This window comes from Pantoea sp. PGP6 (assembly GCF_053474785.1).
Genome location: NZ_JBQBMA010000002.1, coordinates 76,096 through 93,863, shown reverse-complemented (window position 1 = coordinate 93,863; position 17,768 = coordinate 76,096). Strand labels below are relative to the sequence as shown.

The window sequence follows — 17,768 nt, the reverse complement described above, 5'->3', positions numbered from 1 at the left end:
ATAGGTACGACCTGCATTTACCGCTGATTATCAGCTCACATTAGCTGCAACCAGCGCAGCTCTCAAACCCACAATACCTGCAAATGAGCCTGCATTTATCCCTGTCGACCTGCATTCCATTTTCACAAACCCACATTAACTGAAAACACGTCAGGCATCCCAACGATATATCTGATTGGTGTTAATTTTGGAATTATGTAATCCACACTATGCCATCAAATGGATTACTGGTTCCTGTTATCTTCTGTCCGTCCCCAATTACATAACAGGAATACACATGAACCAGACAATGACTGCTCTCGTACTCGAAAATTTCGGTGATGATAAATTTGCCCGTAAAGAACTCCCGGTGCCACAACCACAGGCTGGTCAGGTTCTGGTGCGTGTTCATGCCAGCGGTGTAAACCCGATTGATTATAAAATTCGTCTTGGAGAGGCTCCGTACGCCATGCCTCAGCTCCCTGCTGTGCAGGGTACTGATATGGCAGGGGAAGTGGTTGCTGTCGGTGAAGGCGTAACCCAGTTCCGTGTTGGAGATGAAGTCTACGGCCTGACCGGTGGCGTTCGCGGCCTTCAGGGTTCACTGGCTGAGTTCATTGCTGCAGATGCAGACCTGCTTGCCATCAAACCACGTAACCTTTCCATGCGTGAAGCCGCAGCTCTGCCGTTAACGTTCCTCACGGCATGGTCTGGCCTTGTTGATAATGCCAATGTACAGGCTGGTCAACATGTGCTGGTACAGGGTGGCGCCGGTGGCGTAGGTAACATGGTTGTCCAGCTGGCAAATGCACTCGGTGCAAAAGTTGCTGCAACCGGATGTACGGCAGATCAGGAGCTGATTACAACGCTGGGCGCATTCCCGCTGGATTACACAAAGGTTTCCACGCAGGACATCATTGAGCAATGCACCGATGGTGAAGGCTTTGATATCGTTTACGATACGGTTGGTGGCCCTGTCCTCGACGCCTCACTTTCCATGACGCGCTATTACGGCCATATCACCAGCTGTGCTGCATTTGGTGACCATAACCTGGCTACGTCATCGCTGCGTTGTGCAACCCTGTCGGGTGTCTTTATTCTGCTGCCAATGCTCACAGGTGAACGTCGTGCTCATCACGGTGAAGTTCTGAAAACCGCCACCCGTCTGGTTGAAGAAGGCAAAATTCGTCCGGTCGTTGATGCTCGTCATTTCTCACTAGACCAGGCCATTGATGCCCACCACGCAGTTCAGGATGGTTCAGCTTCCATCAAGGTTGTGATTGATGTCATTTAACGGCCTGATGGCGAGAACCTGGCGCTTTAACTGCACCGGAGAAGCCGACGTCCTTGAACTCGAAAACCTGCCTGTTGCCTTACCGGCAGCAGGTGAGGTGCTGATTCAGATGAAAGCTATCGGTCTTAACCGGGCAGACACCATGTTCAGACGGGGTACTTATATCGAGAAGGCCGTATTTCCCTCTCGCCTTGGTTACGAAGGTGCTGGCGTGGTGCTGGCTACGGGCGAAGGTGTTAAGCAGTTCTCTCCTGGAGATAATGTTTCAGTGTTGCCTTCTGACAGCTTGGCGCGTTTTGGCACTTGCGCAGATAAGCTGCTGATCCCTGAAAGCTATCTGGTGCATAAACCTGACAGTCTGAGCTGGGAAGAAGCCTCATCAGTATGGATGCAATACCTTACCGCCTGGGGTGGGATCGTGCATGCCGGGGAATTGACAAAGGGTGCGTCCGTACTGGTCACTGCTGCATCAAGCAGTGTTGGCCTGGCTGCGGTTCAGATTGCAGAAGCTGCCGGAGCCAGAGTGATTGCCAGCACCCTGACGATGGAGAAAAAGGAACGTCTGCTTGCCTTAGGTGTGAAAGATGTCATTGCCAGTGAAGATGAACCTGACCTCTATCAGGCGATTGTTTCGCGGTTGGGGGGTGAGCATCTTGATATCGTGTTTGATGCTGTTGGTGGACCTCAGATTGAACATATCGCACAGGCCATGTCCGCAAAAGGACGTATGGTCATGCATGGTGCGCTGAGTCCTGATGTAACGCCTTTTCCTCTGCGACTGGCATTACGCAAGAGTCTCACTATGCGGGGCTTCCTCTTTTTGGAAGTGTTGAATGATCCAGCCATTCGGGAAAAAGCAAAGCGTTTTATCCTGAGCTGCATGGGGGCCGGTTTTCTGAAGCCACAGATAGATAAATGCTTTAAATTTGAAGAGCTGCGGGAAGCACACCAGTATCTCGAATCAAATCAACAAATCGGAAAGATCATTGTCAGGGTTGATCCTGTCTGAATAAACCTGACCCCTTTTCGGGTCAGGTTTCCAGTTCACCCAGCACGTCTACAAGATAGTCAAACAGCGCTCTGATCCTCAATGGCGTTGGCCCACGCTGAGGGCGGTAAAGGTACAACCGCCAGACGGGTGATGTCTCCTCGGTGAGTATCTGAATAAGCTTGCCACTTTTAAGCCACGGCAGAACTAAAAATCCCGGCATATGCCCAAATCCAACACCGGCCAGAATAGCCTGGAACTCAGCCTCAAGATCATCGGCAATAAAGCGAGGTTTCGACGGGATGAAGCTGCGGCTTTCGGTAAATGTCCAGGGCCAATAGCGACCCGTCTTATGATCAAACAATGCCGTCAGAGGATAGGAATCCAGCTCAGCGATGCTGGCAGGCATTCCAACCTTATCAATCAGCTCAGGTGTACCGACAGGGTAAAAATGAATCTTTGCCAGTTCGCGCGCCACATACCGGTTGTCAGGCAAAAATCCAAAACGGATACCTATATCGATACGTTCATCGATAACATCGCTGTGCGAGTCGGTCAGCACACAGTCCACCACGATATCCGGGTACTGACGCGCAAATTCAGCCAGTGCAGGAACAACCAGTTTTCGGCCTAATACCGAAGACATAGTTAATCTCACCGTCCCCCCCATTTCATCAGTTTTATCCTTAACGCCTTTTACTAACAGCGAATCAAGAGAGTCAACCGCCTGGCGCGCCTGTTTTGCAAGACGTTCTCCATCTGCAGTTATCTTTATTTGTCGGGTACTCCGGTAAAATAAAATTTCTCCCCGCTGCTCTTCAAGTTCCTTTACTGCCCGGGTGACTGCCTGGGGTGATATCCCCAGTAGCATCGCCGCTTCCTTAAAATTTCGTGATTCGGCAGCCACGCAAAAAATACGCAGCATCTCCAGCTTGTTTTGCATCGTAGCCGCTCCTTGAAGTTTCATGGTTCCATATTTAGGAATTCTGAAAAGTATTAATTTCCATTTATTATGCCACTTTGCGCTGCGATACTTAACCCCGTTCAGAAAGTAATCATTCATTTCAGAGGCTAATACGATGAATAATATCGATAAAAAGGTTGTCGTCATTACAGGTGCGAGCAGTGGACTGGGTGAAACTACAGCCCTGAACCTGGCAAAAAAAGGCGCTATTCTGGTGTTGTCTGCTCGCCGCAAGGAGCGTCTCGACCAGCTGGCTGCCCGGATTATTGCTGATGGTGGCCAGGCTATTGCTGTTGAAGCTGATGTGACGCGTAAAGCAGATGTCCAGAATATTATCGACAAAGCCATTGAAGCTTTTGGCCGTGTTGACGTGATGGTGAATAACGCGGGTCTGATGTCGATGGCTCCACTCAGTCTTGCCAAAACCGACGAGTGGGATCGCATGATTGATATCAACATCAAAGGCGTTCTTTATGGTATTGCGGCAGCCCTTCCTGTTTTTGAAAAGCAGCAATCCGGTCATTTCATTAATCTGGCGTCGGTTGCAGGTATCAAGGTATTCAGCCCTGGCGGCACGGTATATAGCGGGACCAAATTCGCGGTGAAGGCTATCTCTGAGGGTCTGCGTCATGAAGTGGGTGCGCATATTCGCACGACCACTATCAGTCCCGGAGCCATCGACAGTGAGCTGAAGCTGGGGAGTTCTGACCAGGATAGTTCAAACTTCGTCATCGACTTCTATAAACAAGCTATTCCTGCCGATTCGGTAGCAAGAGCGATTGCCTATGCCATCGAGCAACCTGCCGATGTTGATATCAACGAAATTGTTTTGCGCCCAACCAGTCAGGAATTCTAATTCCCCAAATCTGTAGCCACTCAGTGGTCATTTCCTGAATATTTATGTCATACCAGCCACTTCCGTGGATGAGCGGAAGTGGTCTGGTATGCATGTCATCATGATGTAACGAGTTTATTCCATGTTTTCAGCTAAACGTATTGTGTTAATTTCTGTTCTGGCTTTTATGAGTGCAAATGCCTTTGCTAAAACGGTCAGCGTGACTGATTCGACGCTTGAAGGTGCAGAGGCAAAAGTGGCTCAACAGGCAGTCAGTGAAAATGCATCCTATAAAATCGTCAGTGCCTTGTATAAAAACCGCGTATACATGACAGCAGAACTCAGCAATTAAATTCCTGGACAGAAGATCCCATGCAAAGGGATCTTCTGCTTCAAGAGCCACAACGCTTACCTTCCATAAAACGACCGTTTTTTGGACTCACTCCCGTCTCATTATTAAGTGACCTGCACCCGCGATGCAGGATTACACCATCTCATTCCAGTATTCATTTTCCATCTATACTCAAATCAGGTGACTTACTGGAATCGATACAATGCTGATTGGTTACGCGCGGGTTTCCACCGACGATCAACATCTCGATCTGCAACGTGATGCCCTGATGCTTGCAGGGTGCGAGCGCATTTTTGAAGATAAAGTCAGTGGTGCCCAGGCAGAACGCGAAGGACTGGCCAGACTGAACAATTCTCTCCGGCCCGGTGATACCGTCGTTATCTGGCGGCTGGACCGACTGGGGCGATCGCTGAAAAATCTGCTGCAATTGGTCGAAAGACTTGACGGATTGCAGGTGGGCTTACGCAGCCTTCAGGAAGATATTGATACCACGTCCAGTGGCGGCCGCCTGGTTTTCCATCTTTTTGGTGCACTGGCGGAGTTCGAGCGCAATCTGGTATGTGAACGCACCCAGGCTGGTCTATCGGCCGCCCGTATGCGGGGACGTCAGGGCGGACGACCAGCTCTGCTCAGTCCGACGAAAAAAGCATTGGCGCTGAAGTTACATCAGGAGCGCAACCCACGAGAGCCATCAATGCCAGACAGCAGCTCGAAGGATACGTCCAGGTAACCATCACTGAGCATGGTCACAGTCATGTCGCCCACTTTTTTGCGATTTATGGCCGGTGCCTGCCAGTTAAGTTGTGAAGTCATGTGTTACTCCGTTTCGATGATGTGATTACAGGGAGATTACCGGGATAATCGTACCGTGATTGATGAAAGAAACTGCTCAACATGGTACGTGAAACGCTCAAAGTGGAATGCCAAAGCACTGAGCGCTATTAGGGGTCAGTTTGGATATCGAAAATTATTGTACGTTAGGCTCATTTTTTGACCATCAATGATGAGCCAATATCTGCCGAAATTTAACAGAACCGCCTATGCCCCAAATTCTGTATCGGTAGATATCATTTTTGTAGTAACTTTCCTTCCGGCAGCATCACAACCAGAAACCATATAAATATATGATTTATATCGTAAATATAAATAATTGTGTTTATCCTTCTTTGTACTATAGTGGAGTATGTATTGACGCCAGTTATATACTCCACTATAGTATATAAAATCAAAAATGGTGAGGTAAATAATGCCCAGTACTCCTGAAGAGAAAAAAAAGGCCCTTACCCGTGTTCGCCGCATTCGGGGTCAGATTGATGCTCTGGAAAGAGCGCTGGAAAATGGTGCTGAATGCCGTTCCATTCTTCAGCAGATAGCTGCCGTTCGCGGAGCAGCTAACGGTCTTATGGCAGAGGTGCTCGAGAGCCACATACGGGAAACCTTTGACCAGAATGACAGCTACAGCCATGAAATCAGTAAATCCGTTGACGATACGATTGAACTGGTTCGCGCCTATCTTAAATAGCTAAGCCATCACATTGAGGATAATTTACATATGAAATCACGTGCTGCCGTTGCATTTGCACCAGGGAAGCCCCTGGAGATTGTTGAAATTGATGTTGCACCACCTAAAAAAGGCGAGGTGCTGATTAAAAATACCCACACCGGTGTCTGCCACACCGATGCCTTTACCCTCTCCGGGAACGATCCTGAGGGCGTTTTCCCGGTGGTTCTCGGCCACGAAGGGGCCGGTGTCGTCGTGGAGGTCGGTGAAGGCGTGACCAGCGTGAAGCCGGGAGACCATGTGATTCCGCTTTACACCGCCGAATGCGGGGAGTGTGAATTCTGTCAGTCCGGGAAAACGAACCTCTGTGTATCGGTTCGCGAAACTCAGGGAAAAGGACTGATGCCTGACGGAACCACCCGCTTTTCTTACAACGGCCAGCCTCTTTACCACTACATGGGATGCTCCACCTTCAGTGAGTATACGGTAGTGGCCGAGGTTTCTCTGGCAAAAATTAACCCGGAGGCAAACCATGAACACGTCTGCCTGCTGGGCTGTGGCGTGACTACCGGGATTGGCGCTGTTCACAACACAGCGAAAGTACAGCCTGGAGATTCTGTCGCTATTTTTGGTCTTGGCGCAATCGGTCTGGCTGCCGTTCAGGGGGCTCGCCAGGCAAAAGCAGGACGCATTATCGCTATCGACACCAACCCGGCCAAATTCGAACTTGCCCGTCAGTTCGGTGCAACCGACTGCATCAACCCGAACGACCATGACAAACCGATTAAAGATGTGCTGCTTGAAATCAACAAATGGGGCATTGACCACACTTTTGAATGTATCGGTAACGTCAACGTTATGCGTGCGGCGCTGGAAAGTGCTCACCGTGGCTGGGGCCAGTCCATTGTCATCGGCGTGGCCGGCGCCGGGCAGGAGATATCCACCCGTCCATTCCAGCTCGTTACCGGGCGCGTATGGAAAGGTTCTGCTTTCGGCGGAGTGAAAGGCCGTACGCAGCTTCCGGCCATGGTAGAAGATGCCATGAAGGGTGAAATTGAACTGGAGCCATTTGTTACCCACACGATGACGCTGGATGAAATCAATGAGGCCTTCGATCTTATGCATGAAGGTAAATCAATCCGTACGGTAATCCGTTACTGATAGCGTCTCAACTGAGTCAAACCAACTGAAGGAAATGGATCATGGCAACACCTGTAATTTCAGGTAATGACGTTTTTTCCCACGTCTTCATCGGTGCATCCGATGTTGAAAAATCCGCTGCTTTTTACGATGCTGTCCTCGGTACGCTTGGCATCAATAACCTCGGCCCGTTTGGCAATGGCTGGGTACTTTATGGTCGCGAAAAGCCAGCCTTTATTATTGCACGTCCGGGCAACGGTGAAGCGCCATCGGCCAACGGCGTTACTGTCGGCTTTGCAGCTGCAAGTCCGGAAGAAGTTGATGCTTTCCACGCCGCGGGCCTTGCCGCCGGAGGGAAAGATGAAGGTCAGCCTGGCCCGCGCAGCCATCTCCCTGGAGCCTATGCAGCCTACCTGCGAGACCCTGCGGGTAACAAAATCACGGCTTATACGTTCATCTGACGTCCGGCTATGAATAGACCTCCCCTGACTCCCTGTCAGGGGAAATAACCATGAGACAGAGGCTGATGGAACTCATCGAGCAGCATGCCAGCGCTGGCGGCTGGCAAAACGTATACCGCCATAATTCACAAACACTTAATTGTGAGATGAATTTCGGTGTTTATCTTCCCCCCAAAGCAGCAACAGAAAAACTGCCGGTGCTGTACTGGCTCTCGGGTCTGACCTGTACGGAGCAGAATTTCATCACCAAATCGGGTATGCAGCATTATGCCGCCAGGAACAACATCATCGTCGTTGTTCCTGATACCAGTCCCCGTGGAGAGCATGTCGCAGATGCTGACAGCTACGATCTGGGCCAGGGTGCCGGATTTTATCTGAACGCGACGGAACATCCGTGGAACATCCATTACAGGATGTATGACTATATTCTCCATGAGCTTCCGGATGTTGTCATGGAGCATTTACCTGTAACATCAAGGAAATCAATATCCGGTCACTCCATGGGGGGGCTGGGAGCGCTGGTTCTGTCGCTGCGAAATCCTGATGAATATGTGAGTGTATCGGCATTTTCACCAATAGTGTCACCTTCTCAGGTGCCATGGGGACAACAGGCATTCACCGCGTACCTGGGTGAAAATAAAAAAACGTGGGAGCACTACGATCCCGTCAGTCTCATTTTACAGGGTGCGAAATTACCAGAAATTTTTGTTGACCAGGGATTAAGTGACGCCTTTTATGAAGATCAGTTACGCACTAAAAGTCTTGAAAGAGTGTGCAATGAGATGAACATCAACACATCATTCCGATATCATACTGGTTACGACCACAGCTATTATTTCATTTCCAGCTTTATTGGTGAGCACATTGCTTACCATGCCAACAGGCTCAGGCTGTCAGCATGAGTTGATTTCCAGCCTCAGAAAATGTGCTTAATTTTCAGGCCTGAACAGGGCCTGAATCCTGCAGACCTGAGATGTACTGTAACCGGTGGCTTCAGCAGTTTCTCTTATGCTCAGTTTCTTAACCTGTCGGTAATACAGAACTTTCTTATGTCGTTCCTGATCGGCCTGTTTGCCCCGGCATTTTCCCAGCGTATGTGCCCGTTCAATTCCCTGCTTCTGCCGATGGCGGCGGCTCAGCAAGTCCTTATGCGACATCGCGGCCATCAGGTCGATAAGCATATTATTGATGGCGGTTATCACGGCGCGGGTGATTGGGTCAGCCTGCGAAGGATCTTTATCTGACAGCGCCTGCCATGAGGCGGGTACATCGAGGCTGACAATCCGCAGCTCGTGTTGCTCGATTTGCTTTTTCAGCGTCATCCAGTCGCTGTTGCTCAGACGGGTCAGACGGTCTATCTGCTCGACCAGTAAAATATCATTGCGGTGACTGTCCATCAGTAAGCGCCCCAGTTCCGGGCGGTCAAGTTTTGTACCGCTGATGTTCTCCCGGTAGTAACTGGCTATTTTATGTCCCCGCTCCTGAACAAACTGCTCCAGCATCTCTTTTGCCCGATCGGCGAACTGATCTTCCGTCGATGCCCTTAAATAAGCTCTGATGAACATTTTTCCACCACGTTATCGCATTTAGGTTATTGCATTTAATCTATCGCATATAGGTTATTTCATTCATCGTGTGCCGTCACGTTTTGAATATGGCGTCAGGGTGTTCCCTTATGCGATAACCATTTTTGTTAAAAATACCGCATCGGATAATTTATGAGGGAAACTATATGGCAAGGAGGCAGATTCTTTCTCTGTCGGAAAGAGAATCATTACTGGCATTACCGGACGATGAGTTAACGCTGACACGAATGGCGTATTTTAGTGAGCATGATCTGGCGCTTATTAGTGCCCACCGTAAACCTGCCAGCCGTTTTGGCTTTGCTGTCCTTCTTTGCTATCTGAAAAATATCGGCTTTGCACCGGATAAAAAAATCCCACCCTCTGATGCGCTGCTTAAGCATATCGCCAGCAGGCTAAAACTTACCGGGGATCTCTGGCCTGCTTACCTTTCCGGCAGGGAAACCACGCGACGCGAACATTTAACCGAACTGTACCGCTATCTTGGCGTAAAAGCGTTCACCGGCAAAATACAGCAAGACTGTATTACACACCTGCTGCCGATGGCGACGCGCACCGATAAAGGTATTCTCCTGGCCGAAGAACTGCTGGTCTGGCTCCGGAAGAACAACGTGATAATCCCCGCAATTGATGTCGTGGAGCGTACCTGTGCGGAGGCCATGGCTGGCGGCGATAAAATCGTATTTCAGACCCTGAATGCCCCTTTAACTCCGGCTCACAGGGATGCCCTGGATCGTTTACTTGAGTCCTCAGATAATCAGTCTTCCAGGCTGACATGGCTTCTGCAACCGCCGGGTAAAATCAATGGTAAGAATGTGCTGCAACACCTTGATCGGCTTAATAGCATTGAATCGCTGGCATTACCTGAAGATATAGATCGTACCATTCACCAGAACCGGTTGCTGAAACTGGCGCGGGAAGGCCGAAAGATGAGTAGCCGGGATTTGACCCGATTTTCAGCCGCCCGGCGTCATGCGATCCTGGTGTGCGTGCTGGAGGAAGCCAGAGCCACACTGACAGATGAAGTGATTGAGCTGCATGAACGCATGCTGAACAGCCTGTTCAGCAAAGCCAAAAGAACACAGGCTGAGCGCCTTCAACAGACCGGAAAGCTGATCCAGTCAAAACTGAGGCAGTACATCGATGTCGGCCAGGCACTGTCTGATGCCCGTAATTCCGGTGGCGATCCATGGCTCGCAATAGAAAACATACTGCCATGGCCTCAATTTGTCGCCAGTCTGGAAGAAACACGCCATCTCGCCAGGAAAAATAATTTTGATCCGCTGCATATTATTACTGAGAAATACAGCACATTACGGAAATATGCCCCGCGCATGTTGTCCGCTTTACAGTTAGTCACCACCCCGGCAGCGCAACCTCTGGCTGATGCGCTGGCTGTGATCAAGGATATGTACCGGAAGCAGCCACGTAAAGTTCCGGCGACAGCGCCGCTTGAGTTTGTCCCTGAAAGCTGGCGTAAAGTGGTGATTACACCTGCGGGTATTGACCGGCAGTACTATGAATTTTGTGCGCTCAGCGAGCTTAAGGGGGCGTTGCGCTCCGGGGACATCTGGGTTAAAGGCTCACGCCGCTACAAAAACTTTGATGATTACCTCATTCCCGAAAAGGACTTTGACAAACTCACACCGGCACTGCCCCTGCCCGTATCTGCTGATTATCATGAGTACATTACCAGCCGTATGACCCTGCTTCAGTCCAGACTTGAAGAGGTCAATGCCATGGCTGCCCTTGGTGAGCTGCCCGATGTGGAAATATCTGACAGGGGAGTAAAAGTCTCTCCGCTGGATAACTGCGTCCCGGTGCAGGTTTCACCGCTGGCAGAGCTGGTTTACAGCATGCTACCGCGCCCTAAAATCACGGAAATTCTCGATGAGGTAAACAGCTGGACGACGTTTACCCGACATTTTACGCATATAAAAAATGACATTACCCGTCCCGATACCCGCCTGCTCCTCACCACCATCCTTGCGGATGGCATCAATCTTGGCCTGACCAAAATGGCGGAAGCCTGCCCCGGAAGCACCAAATCATCACTGGAAGATATCCAGGCATGGTACATCCGCGACGAAACCTATTCAGCCGCCCTCGCAGAGCTGGTAAACGCGCTGGGGAAAAGACCACTGGCGGCATGCTGGGGAGACGGGACAACGTCATCATCAGATGGACAGAATTTCAGAACAGGCAGCGTTGGCCGCTACGCAGGGCAGGTTAACCCGAAATATGGGCAGGAGCCCGGACGTCAGTTTTATACCCATATATCGGATCAATACAGCCCGTTTTACACCTGTATAATCAGTCGGGTCAGGGATTCAACCCATGTGCTAGATGGCTTGCTGTACCACGAAAGTGACCTGGAAATCAGGGAGCATTACACCGATACCGCGGGTTTCACCGATCATGTCTTTGCCCTGATGCATCTGCTGGGGTTTGCGTTCTGTCCGCGAATCAGGGATCTTCACGACAAGAAGCTGTTTATCAAAGGAAAAGCGGACCAGTACCCGGCGCTTCAGTCACTGATATCAACGACCAGCCTGAATCTGAAAGAGATCGAAATTCACTGGCGTGAAGTGCTGCGTCTGGCGACCTCGATAAAGCAGGGAACCGTGACAGCATCTCTGATGCTGAAAAAGCTAGCCAGCTACCCCAAGCAAAACGGACTTGCCAAAGCACTGAGAGAAATTGGCCGCATTGAGCGAACGCTGTTTATGCTCGACTGGTTCCACGATCCTGCATTGCGTCGGCGAGTACAGGCGGGGCTGAATAAAGGTGAGGCACGTAACGCACTGGCGCGGGCAGTATTTATGCACCGACTGGGAGAAATCAGGGACAGGAAGCCGGAAAATCAGAGCTATCGCGCCAGTGGACTGGCGCTTCTGACGGCTGCGATCTCGCTGTGGAATACTGTGTATATGGAAAGGGCGATCGATGCCCTGAAGCGTAAGGGACTAAAGATCAACGAACAACTGCTGTCGCATTTGTCCCCGCTAGGCTGGGAACACATCAGTCTGACAGGCGATTATATCTGGAAAAGCAACCGGATACCGGCTTCCGGTAAGTTTCGTCGGCTGAGGACAGCTAAAGTCGAAAGGTCAAAAAAAAACCTTAACGTACAATAATTTTCGATATCCAAACTGACCCCTTAAGGTCCGCAATGAGCGAAAAGCGGAAGTTCTTAATTGTTATCAAAACGGGTACATTACTAACACTATTCTGTATTGATCAACGGGATGCAGGGCAAGTAATGAAGCTGGCAGAGGATGAATGCACAGACTCCAGAAATTATTTTGAATTAATCTGAACTTAAAAACTATGGCTGGAGCTCCGCCAAATTAACAAGAATGTTATATGTGAATAAAAAGTCTGAAAGCAGGACGCTTTGAGATCAGGCATACGAAAAAGTTTCAGTACTTCATTGATGACAATGAAGTACTGTTAGATGAACTACCGATTGACTCACCTGAACGAAGTATCCTGGCAGTACTACAAGAGCAATTCGAAGATGAGAACAAAGACAGCGGCCTAAAATGGATAAGTTGTCAGTAGTTACCTGGTGCGTGTTTTCTTGGTACGCGATTAATATTAGCTTTTGGCTTCAATTCAGGTATACGCACCGGGCGACGCGTATCAGGGTTATTACACGTCCTGACAGGTGCAGCTTTAGTTTTAGGCTCAGCCTTAGTCTTGACCGTTACAGGTGGTGTAGCACGGGTACGTGACTCAACAACTACTACTACCGGCTCGATTTCAGGTTTCATTTCTAAGCAGTCTGAACAATAGTTGATATCAGTGTAACGGCGTTTAGCCACAGCCATAGCCTGATGATATTCATAAAACGACCCTAAAAATACTTGTCCTTCTTGCTGTAACTTCTTGCAACCCTTGCAATGCACTGTCATCCCCAAAAAAGGATGAATGCAGGCATAGTAAAACTTCGATTTATTCACCGATATTTCCTTAAAGTGCTGTGTGTAACCTTCAGTATTAAATGGCTAAAGTTAGTTTTCCCCGGTGCAGCAGTAAGATTTTTTATATGTTTTTTGCGTATTCGATACTACGCATATCCGAGCATTTCACCAACCCGCTAAAGTTAGCAGTGTTACGCCCTGTAATAGTAAAAGGCACGACAATTTTAGAACCGTCAATTCCTACTGAATCACGATGAACATAGAGTGAACCAATCGTAATTTTGGATTTACCGAAAAATTCAGCAGTAGGCATCTGAAGTAAATCATTCTCAACTGCTGTGACGGCACTTTTCAAATTTACAGTACTGCAAGCAAGGCGATCACTTTCCTCATGCAGTTGTTTTGAATAAACGTCATAGCCGATCCCACAGAGTACTAAAGCACTCAGACAACCAATACCAACTTTAAAGTTAGTCTTCATATCCTTGAATTCCGTTTGCTAAGTCTGGGTATATGATAAATCATTTAAGTAACGGAAAACAATAACTTTTTTCATTTTTTTTGAAAGCACAGTAACACTGATAATATGTTAGCGATAGCATGTAACTGAAACGTAATGGTTATTTCCTCTATTTCAGCCCAGGTAGAAATCAGACAAATCCATTAATACTCTAGGTCACTTAAATAAAACTACATCTAATATTCAGTTTAATTAAAGAGTTATTCTTTCAATATTTTCGAATGTTTCAGATGATTTGACCTGCTCCCCGTTGATTAATACACCGCGATGCTAGTAATGTCTTCATAAGCCGCATGAGGACATCCCCATGAAGAAGCGTTTTTCCGACGAACAGATCATCAGTATCATCCGCGAGGCTGAAGCCGGGGTTTCTGCCCGTGCGCTCTGCCGTAAGCACGCCATTTCCGACTCTACCTTTTACACCTGGCGTAAGAGGTATGGCGGTATGGAGGTATGGAGGTGCCCGAGGTTAAGCGCCTGAAGTCGCTTGAGGAAGAGAACGCCAGACTCAGGAAGCTGCTTGCCGAAGCCATGCTGAATAAGGAGGCACTTCAGGTGGCTCTGGGGCGAAAGTACTGACGACAGACCAGAAGCGGGAAGCCGTTGAGTTTATGTGTGATGCGACCGGTCTGTCGCAACGTCGTGCCTGCAGGCTTACAGGTTTGTCCCTGTCGACCTGCCGCTATGAGGCTCAGCGTCCGGCGGCTGATGCGCATTTATCAGGGCGCATCACTGAGCTGGCACTGGAGCGCAGGCGTTTTGGCTACCGCCGCATCTGGCAGTTACTGCGCCGTGAAGGCCTTCATGTTAATCACAAGCGCGTGTACCGCCTTTATCATCTGAGTGGGCTGGGCGTAAAACGCAGACGACGTCGTAAAGGGCTGGCAACAGAACGTCTGCCACTGCTCCGCCCGGCGGCGCCCAACCTGACCTGGTCGATGGATTTCGTCATGGACGCGCTGGCCACCGGTCACAGGATCAAGTGCCTGACCTGTGTGGACGACTTCACGAAGGAGTGTCTGACAATTACCATCGCATTCGGGATTTCAGGCGTTCAGGTCACGCGTATTCTGGACAGCATTGCACTGTTTCGAGGCTATCCGGCGACGATAAGAACTGACCAGGGGCCGGATTTCATGCCGCGCACTGGATCAATGGGCCTTTGAGCATGGTGTTGAGTTGCGCTTAATCCAGCCGGGCAAGCCAACGCAGAACAGATTTATTGAGAGCTTTAACGGACGATTTCGCGATGAATGTCTGAATGAGCACTGGTTCAGCGATATCGTTCACGCCAGGAAAATCATTAATGACTGGCGACAGGATTATAACGAGTGTCGTCCACATTCAGCACTGAATTATCAGACGCCATTAGAGTTTGCAGCACGGTGGCGGAATGGAAAATGTGAAGGTAAAAAAACCGACATCACTAACTGACGGTTGTATCTAATACTGGGGGCAGGTCATGGCGATATCATGTAAAGAATCACCTTGCTTATACCTGCCCCAGATGATCGCTTTCTGCTCTGGCGTGTAGTAAATGCGGGTTCGTTGTTTCATGGCAATGTCCTCTTCGTTACAGGATAGCGTTGCATCGATCAGTTGAACTCACACGACAAGCGGACGGCAACCCTAAAAAGAGCATTCCATTTACGAGTAACTGAGTGCTCACAGTTAGTCTTTATTGTGTATGCCTGGAGAAGCTTTGAACATGATTTAGCCGCGGCCTGTCGAAATTTCATGACGTTATGCCAGTCCCAGAAAAATTGACATCTTTTGGCTTTTTCTGATGAGGATAGACGCTGCAAAGCTAAAAATTATGTTTAGTACAATAACATAAGTTAAGAATAAAACAGGATCTCTTGAAATTCCCGATTTACTCCATACCCATCCCAGAAATATTAAAATAGGCAGGTGAGTTAAATAAAATGGTAGGGCGAGCTTTGATAAAGCTGTGATGGTTTTATTTTCTTTTATATTTAAATTCTTGAAAGTATAAAATAATGCCAGGCACAGGGCGATTACAGCAAAAACCTGACATAAGCTCATAGCAGTTTTGAACTCACCTTTAAAAATAATGCTAAAAAAGTACCATAAAAGGTAAAGCGCCGATAAAAATATCGCCTCCTTTTTATTAACATCCTTTTTGATAAAAAACAGCAACATTCCTGTGAAGAAAAAAGGGATGTATTGTATGGTTGGAATTATCTGGCTTACACTCAGTACAGAATTCGGTAGCAGCATATTAACTATTTTGCTTACAGCAACAGATAAACAGACGGCCAAAAACAGCAAGGAAAAAACGAACGGCCACGTTAACCTATTCAGCTTTTCTGCAATGTAAGAGGCGAGCCTGTTTATTTTTTCCGGTGCAAGCATCAAGAGCATGCTTATCTGAGAAAGAACAATAAGAAACCAGAGGTGCTTATAACTGAGATAATCACGCAAATCTGTGTCATCGAAAAGGAAATACATTTCCATTGCAATCAAAGGCAAGGTTATCATTACAGCCAGCAATGTGGGTCGTATTAATCTTTTTTTTCGACTTGAAATAAAATGACTAGCACCCTTTCGCTTTATTAAAAGTGCTGAAAAAAATCCAGAAATGATAAAAAAAAGCTCCATCCTGAATGGGTGTGTTAAATTGAGTGCATCCACAACCCATACATTTTGATTTAATGAATAATCAAATCCCCATGCGCCACCGTAGAGCATTGAAGCATGAAATGTGGGGCCGAAAATCATGATGATTGAGCGAAGAAGATCTAGCCCGGTTAGTCTGTTGTTCATGTTTATGAATAAGCATCCGAGGTTGGTTTATCATATTATTATAATATCCAAAAAATAGTGTATGCAATTAGCTCTTTTCTTAATTAACAATATGGCCCCTCCTTTTCACTCTTGGTTGTGATTTTCTAATTTGGTCATTAAGTAGCAGGGAAATACGGGTAACAAAAAGACATTTTTGGCGAAAAAAAGAGAGGTTTATAAAGCCACGCTAATGTATGAGTGTTAACTTAAAACGGCTCACCTAGTCGCAGTTATGCTTACACAACTTCCGCTTTTGGCACAAAGCGGCCTGTCGATGTTTGTAATGTTATGTACAAAAACATCCTTGGCGCAGGATGTTTTCCGTTTTCAAAGCCGCCCCAGGAGCAGCGGCTGAACAGTGACTATCATGGAGTTCTCAGGGGTCGTGAGCGTGCGGGATTTTCAATACTGGATGCGAGGGACCGGCCAACCGCAGGGCGGCAGGCCGTTAGCTACGTGTTAGCCAGACAGCATTACAGCTGTTCCCAGTCAGGGAGACGTGCCGCTTTACGGCATTTACGGAAGACAAAGGCCATACAGACGCCATAAAAGAGACCGGCAATCAGGGAGGTTATCAGGCCTGTTAACGGGCTCATTCCCCTTGGTTGCCAGCTGACAAACCACATAATACATCCGTAAGAAACGGCAAAATAGACACCAAGAAAACACAGGTTGCTGCCAAAACTGGCAAATATCGCGGGGGGAATCTTAATTCCCATCGACCACAGCAGGCGGTAGGTAAAAGGGATACGCGTGGTTTTCTTCAGCTTCTTCTCACACATCAGCGCAAAGGCCTTTTCTGTTTTTCGCTTAAACTCTTCATCTTTCACTCAGTAAACCTCCTTTTAAACCGTCAGTCTGACGCTCTGACCTTACAGAATCACACCAGAACGGCAACCCTGTATTCAGTCCGGTTTTCCGGTCACCAGCACATTCAGCAGGCTCATGTCTGACCAGGTCTGGCGGACCAGCTGTAGGCCTGTGAAAAATACGGCCACGTTCAGCAGCGGCAGCAGGCTCAGGCTCACGTCATGCAGCGCCATGCCGGCGAGCGGCGGCAGTACCAGCGCGCTGACGCCCGTGGCAGTCATGACGGCGGTCAGGTTACGCCCGCGCACAAAGCGCCCGTTCTCCCGCCTGACCAGCTGCGGATGCAGCAGCAGGGTTACCGGCATCATGCCCGGGCGCGTCTTCATGTCACGCAGGCGTGACGCGTCTACGTCAGGCAGCGCGTGCTCATCCGCAAAGCCTGCAATCACACTATCCACGGCTTTACCGATAGCAGCCGAGCAGTGGCCGTCTGCGCCCCTGCTCCAGCGGCGCAACAACAGACCTGGCTCCCGAATCTCCGGCATCCAGGCGAACAGCATTACCAGGGCAACAATCGCGGTAGCGGAGGCAAGTAATACGATCATAA

The 17,768-nt window shown here is 48.8% G+C and carries 17 protein-coding genes and 1 pseudogene; 11 read left to right on the top strand and 7 right to left on the bottom strand.

What is annotated here, in order from left to right:
* The first annotated feature begins 277 nt into the window (after positions 1 to 277).
* Entirely contained in the window at positions 278 to 1,273 is a 996-nt protein-coding gene (locus tag ACLIBF_RS20815) for a zinc-dependent alcohol dehydrogenase family protein (RefSeq protein WP_213053045.1), read from the top strand.
* Complete coding sequence (locus tag ACLIBF_RS20810; RefSeq protein WP_213053044.1) at positions 1,263 to 2,282, top strand: zinc-dependent alcohol dehydrogenase family protein; 1,020 nt, start codon at positions 1,263 to 1,265, stop codon at positions 2,280 to 2,282. Before ACLIBF_RS20815 ends, ACLIBF_RS20810 begins: the two co-directional genes overlap by 11 nt.
* Positions 2,283 to 2,304: 22 nt before the next feature.
* Here ACLIBF_RS20810 and ACLIBF_RS20805 read toward each other — a convergent pair whose 3' ends face one another.
* A complete protein-coding gene (locus ACLIBF_RS20805) occupies positions 2,305 to 3,204 on the bottom strand; it encodes a LysR family transcriptional regulator (protein WP_448310475.1) in 900 nt (299 codons plus the stop codon).
* A 136-nt stretch (positions 3,205 to 3,340) separates the two neighbouring features.
* Between ACLIBF_RS20805 and ACLIBF_RS20800 the strand changes: the two genes are divergently transcribed.
* The 7 genes from ACLIBF_RS20800 (at position 3,341) to fghA (ending at position 8,416) form a co-directional block, all read left to right on the top strand.
* On the top strand, positions 3,341 to 4,081 hold the full coding sequence (locus ACLIBF_RS20800; RefSeq protein WP_448310474.1) for an SDR family oxidoreductase: 741 nt from the start codon (positions 3,341 to 3,343) through the stop codon (positions 4,079 to 4,081).
* A 121-nt stretch (positions 4,082 to 4,202) separates the two neighbouring features.
* On the top strand, positions 4,203 to 4,412 hold the full coding sequence (locus tag ACLIBF_RS20795) for a DUF1471 domain-containing protein (protein ID WP_048242214.1): 210 nt from the start codon (positions 4,203 to 4,205) through the stop codon (positions 4,410 to 4,412).
* A gap of 202 nt (positions 4,413 to 4,614) precedes the next feature.
* A complete protein-coding gene (locus tag ACLIBF_RS20790; protein ID WP_069729917.1) occupies positions 4,615 to 5,142 on the top strand; it encodes a recombinase family protein in 528 nt (175 codons plus the stop codon).
* Between the two features lie 516 nt (positions 5,143 to 5,658).
* Positions 5,659 to 5,934 (top strand): formaldehyde-responsive transcriptional repressor FrmR, encoded by a 276-nt coding sequence (gene frmR, locus ACLIBF_RS20785; protein WP_069729918.1) that lies wholly within the window; start codon positions 5,659 to 5,661, stop codon positions 5,932 to 5,934.
* 30 nt (positions 5,935 to 5,964) lie between these two features.
* The gene (gene frmA, locus ACLIBF_RS20780) at positions 5,965 to 7,074 is read left to right on the top strand and encodes an S-(hydroxymethyl)glutathione dehydrogenase (protein WP_000842086.1); all 1,110 of its coding nucleotides are present in this window, start codon (positions 5,965 to 5,967) and stop codon (positions 7,072 to 7,074) included.
* Between the two features lie 41 nt (positions 7,075 to 7,115).
* The gene (locus ACLIBF_RS20775; RefSeq protein ID WP_069729919.1) at positions 7,116 to 7,514 is read left to right on the top strand and encodes a VOC family protein; all 399 of its coding nucleotides are present in this window, start codon (positions 7,116 to 7,118) and stop codon (positions 7,512 to 7,514) included.
* A gap of 65 nt (positions 7,515 to 7,579) precedes the next feature.
* On the top strand, positions 7,580 to 8,416 hold the full coding sequence (gene fghA / locus ACLIBF_RS20770; protein WP_069729923.1) for an S-formylglutathione hydrolase: 837 nt from the start codon (positions 7,580 to 7,582) through the stop codon (positions 8,414 to 8,416).
* 27 nt (positions 8,417 to 8,443) lie between these two features.
* Here fghA and ACLIBF_RS20765 read toward each other — a convergent pair whose 3' ends face one another.
* Complete coding sequence (locus tag ACLIBF_RS20765; RefSeq protein ID WP_069729920.1) at positions 8,444 to 9,079, bottom strand: recombinase family protein; 636 nt, start codon at positions 9,077 to 9,079, stop codon at positions 8,444 to 8,446.
* Positions 9,080 to 9,246: 167 nt separating this feature from the next.
* Here ACLIBF_RS20765 and ACLIBF_RS20760 point away from each other — a divergent pair, with 167 nt between their 5' ends.
* Entirely contained in the window at positions 9,247 to 12,234 is a 2,988-nt protein-coding gene (locus ACLIBF_RS20760) for a Tn3 family transposase (protein ID WP_448310473.1), read from the top strand.
* 420 nt (positions 12,235 to 12,654) lie between these two features.
* On the opposite strand, the gene ACLIBF_RS20755 is transcribed toward ACLIBF_RS20760, so the two are convergent.
* Positions 12,655 to 13,062: a hypothetical protein gene (locus ACLIBF_RS20755; RefSeq protein WP_143807376.1), complete on the bottom strand. Its 408-nt coding sequence runs from the start codon at positions 13,060 to 13,062 to the stop codon at positions 12,655 to 12,657.
* Positions 13,063 to 13,144: 82 nt separating this feature from the next.
* The gene (locus ACLIBF_RS20750) at positions 13,145 to 13,504 is read right to left on the bottom strand and encodes a hypothetical protein (RefSeq protein ID WP_448310472.1); all 360 of its coding nucleotides are present in this window, start codon (positions 13,502 to 13,504) and stop codon (positions 13,145 to 13,147) included.
* 346 nt (positions 13,505 to 13,850) lie between these two features.
* On the opposite strand from ACLIBF_RS20750, the pseudogene ACLIBF_RS20745 reads away from it, so the two are divergent.
* Positions 13,851 to 14,977: pseudogene (locus ACLIBF_RS20745) on the top strand (IS3 family transposase).
* A gap of 309 nt (positions 14,978 to 15,286) precedes the next feature.
* Here the strand turns inward: ACLIBF_RS20745 and ACLIBF_RS20740 are convergent.
* From ACLIBF_RS20740 to ACLIBF_RS20730, 3 genes are all read right to left on the bottom strand, one after another.
* Positions 15,287 to 16,330 carry an acyltransferase family protein gene (locus ACLIBF_RS20740; RefSeq protein ID WP_354476042.1) on the bottom strand — a complete coding sequence of 348 codons (1,044 nt, stop codon included), beginning with the start codon at positions 16,328 to 16,330 and terminating at the stop codon, positions 15,287 to 15,289.
* Between the two features lie 494 nt (positions 16,331 to 16,824).
* On the bottom strand, positions 16,825 to 17,181 hold the full coding sequence (locus ACLIBF_RS20735) for a DUF6404 family protein (RefSeq protein WP_448310471.1): 357 nt from the start codon (positions 17,179 to 17,181) through the stop codon (positions 16,825 to 16,827).
* A 75-nt stretch (positions 17,182 to 17,256) separates the two neighbouring features.
* Positions 17,257 to 17,766 (bottom strand): hypothetical protein, encoded by a 510-nt coding sequence (locus ACLIBF_RS20730; protein WP_448310470.1) that lies wholly within the window; start codon positions 17,764 to 17,766, stop codon positions 17,257 to 17,259.
* Positions 17,767 to 17,768: the final 2 nt, after the last annotated feature.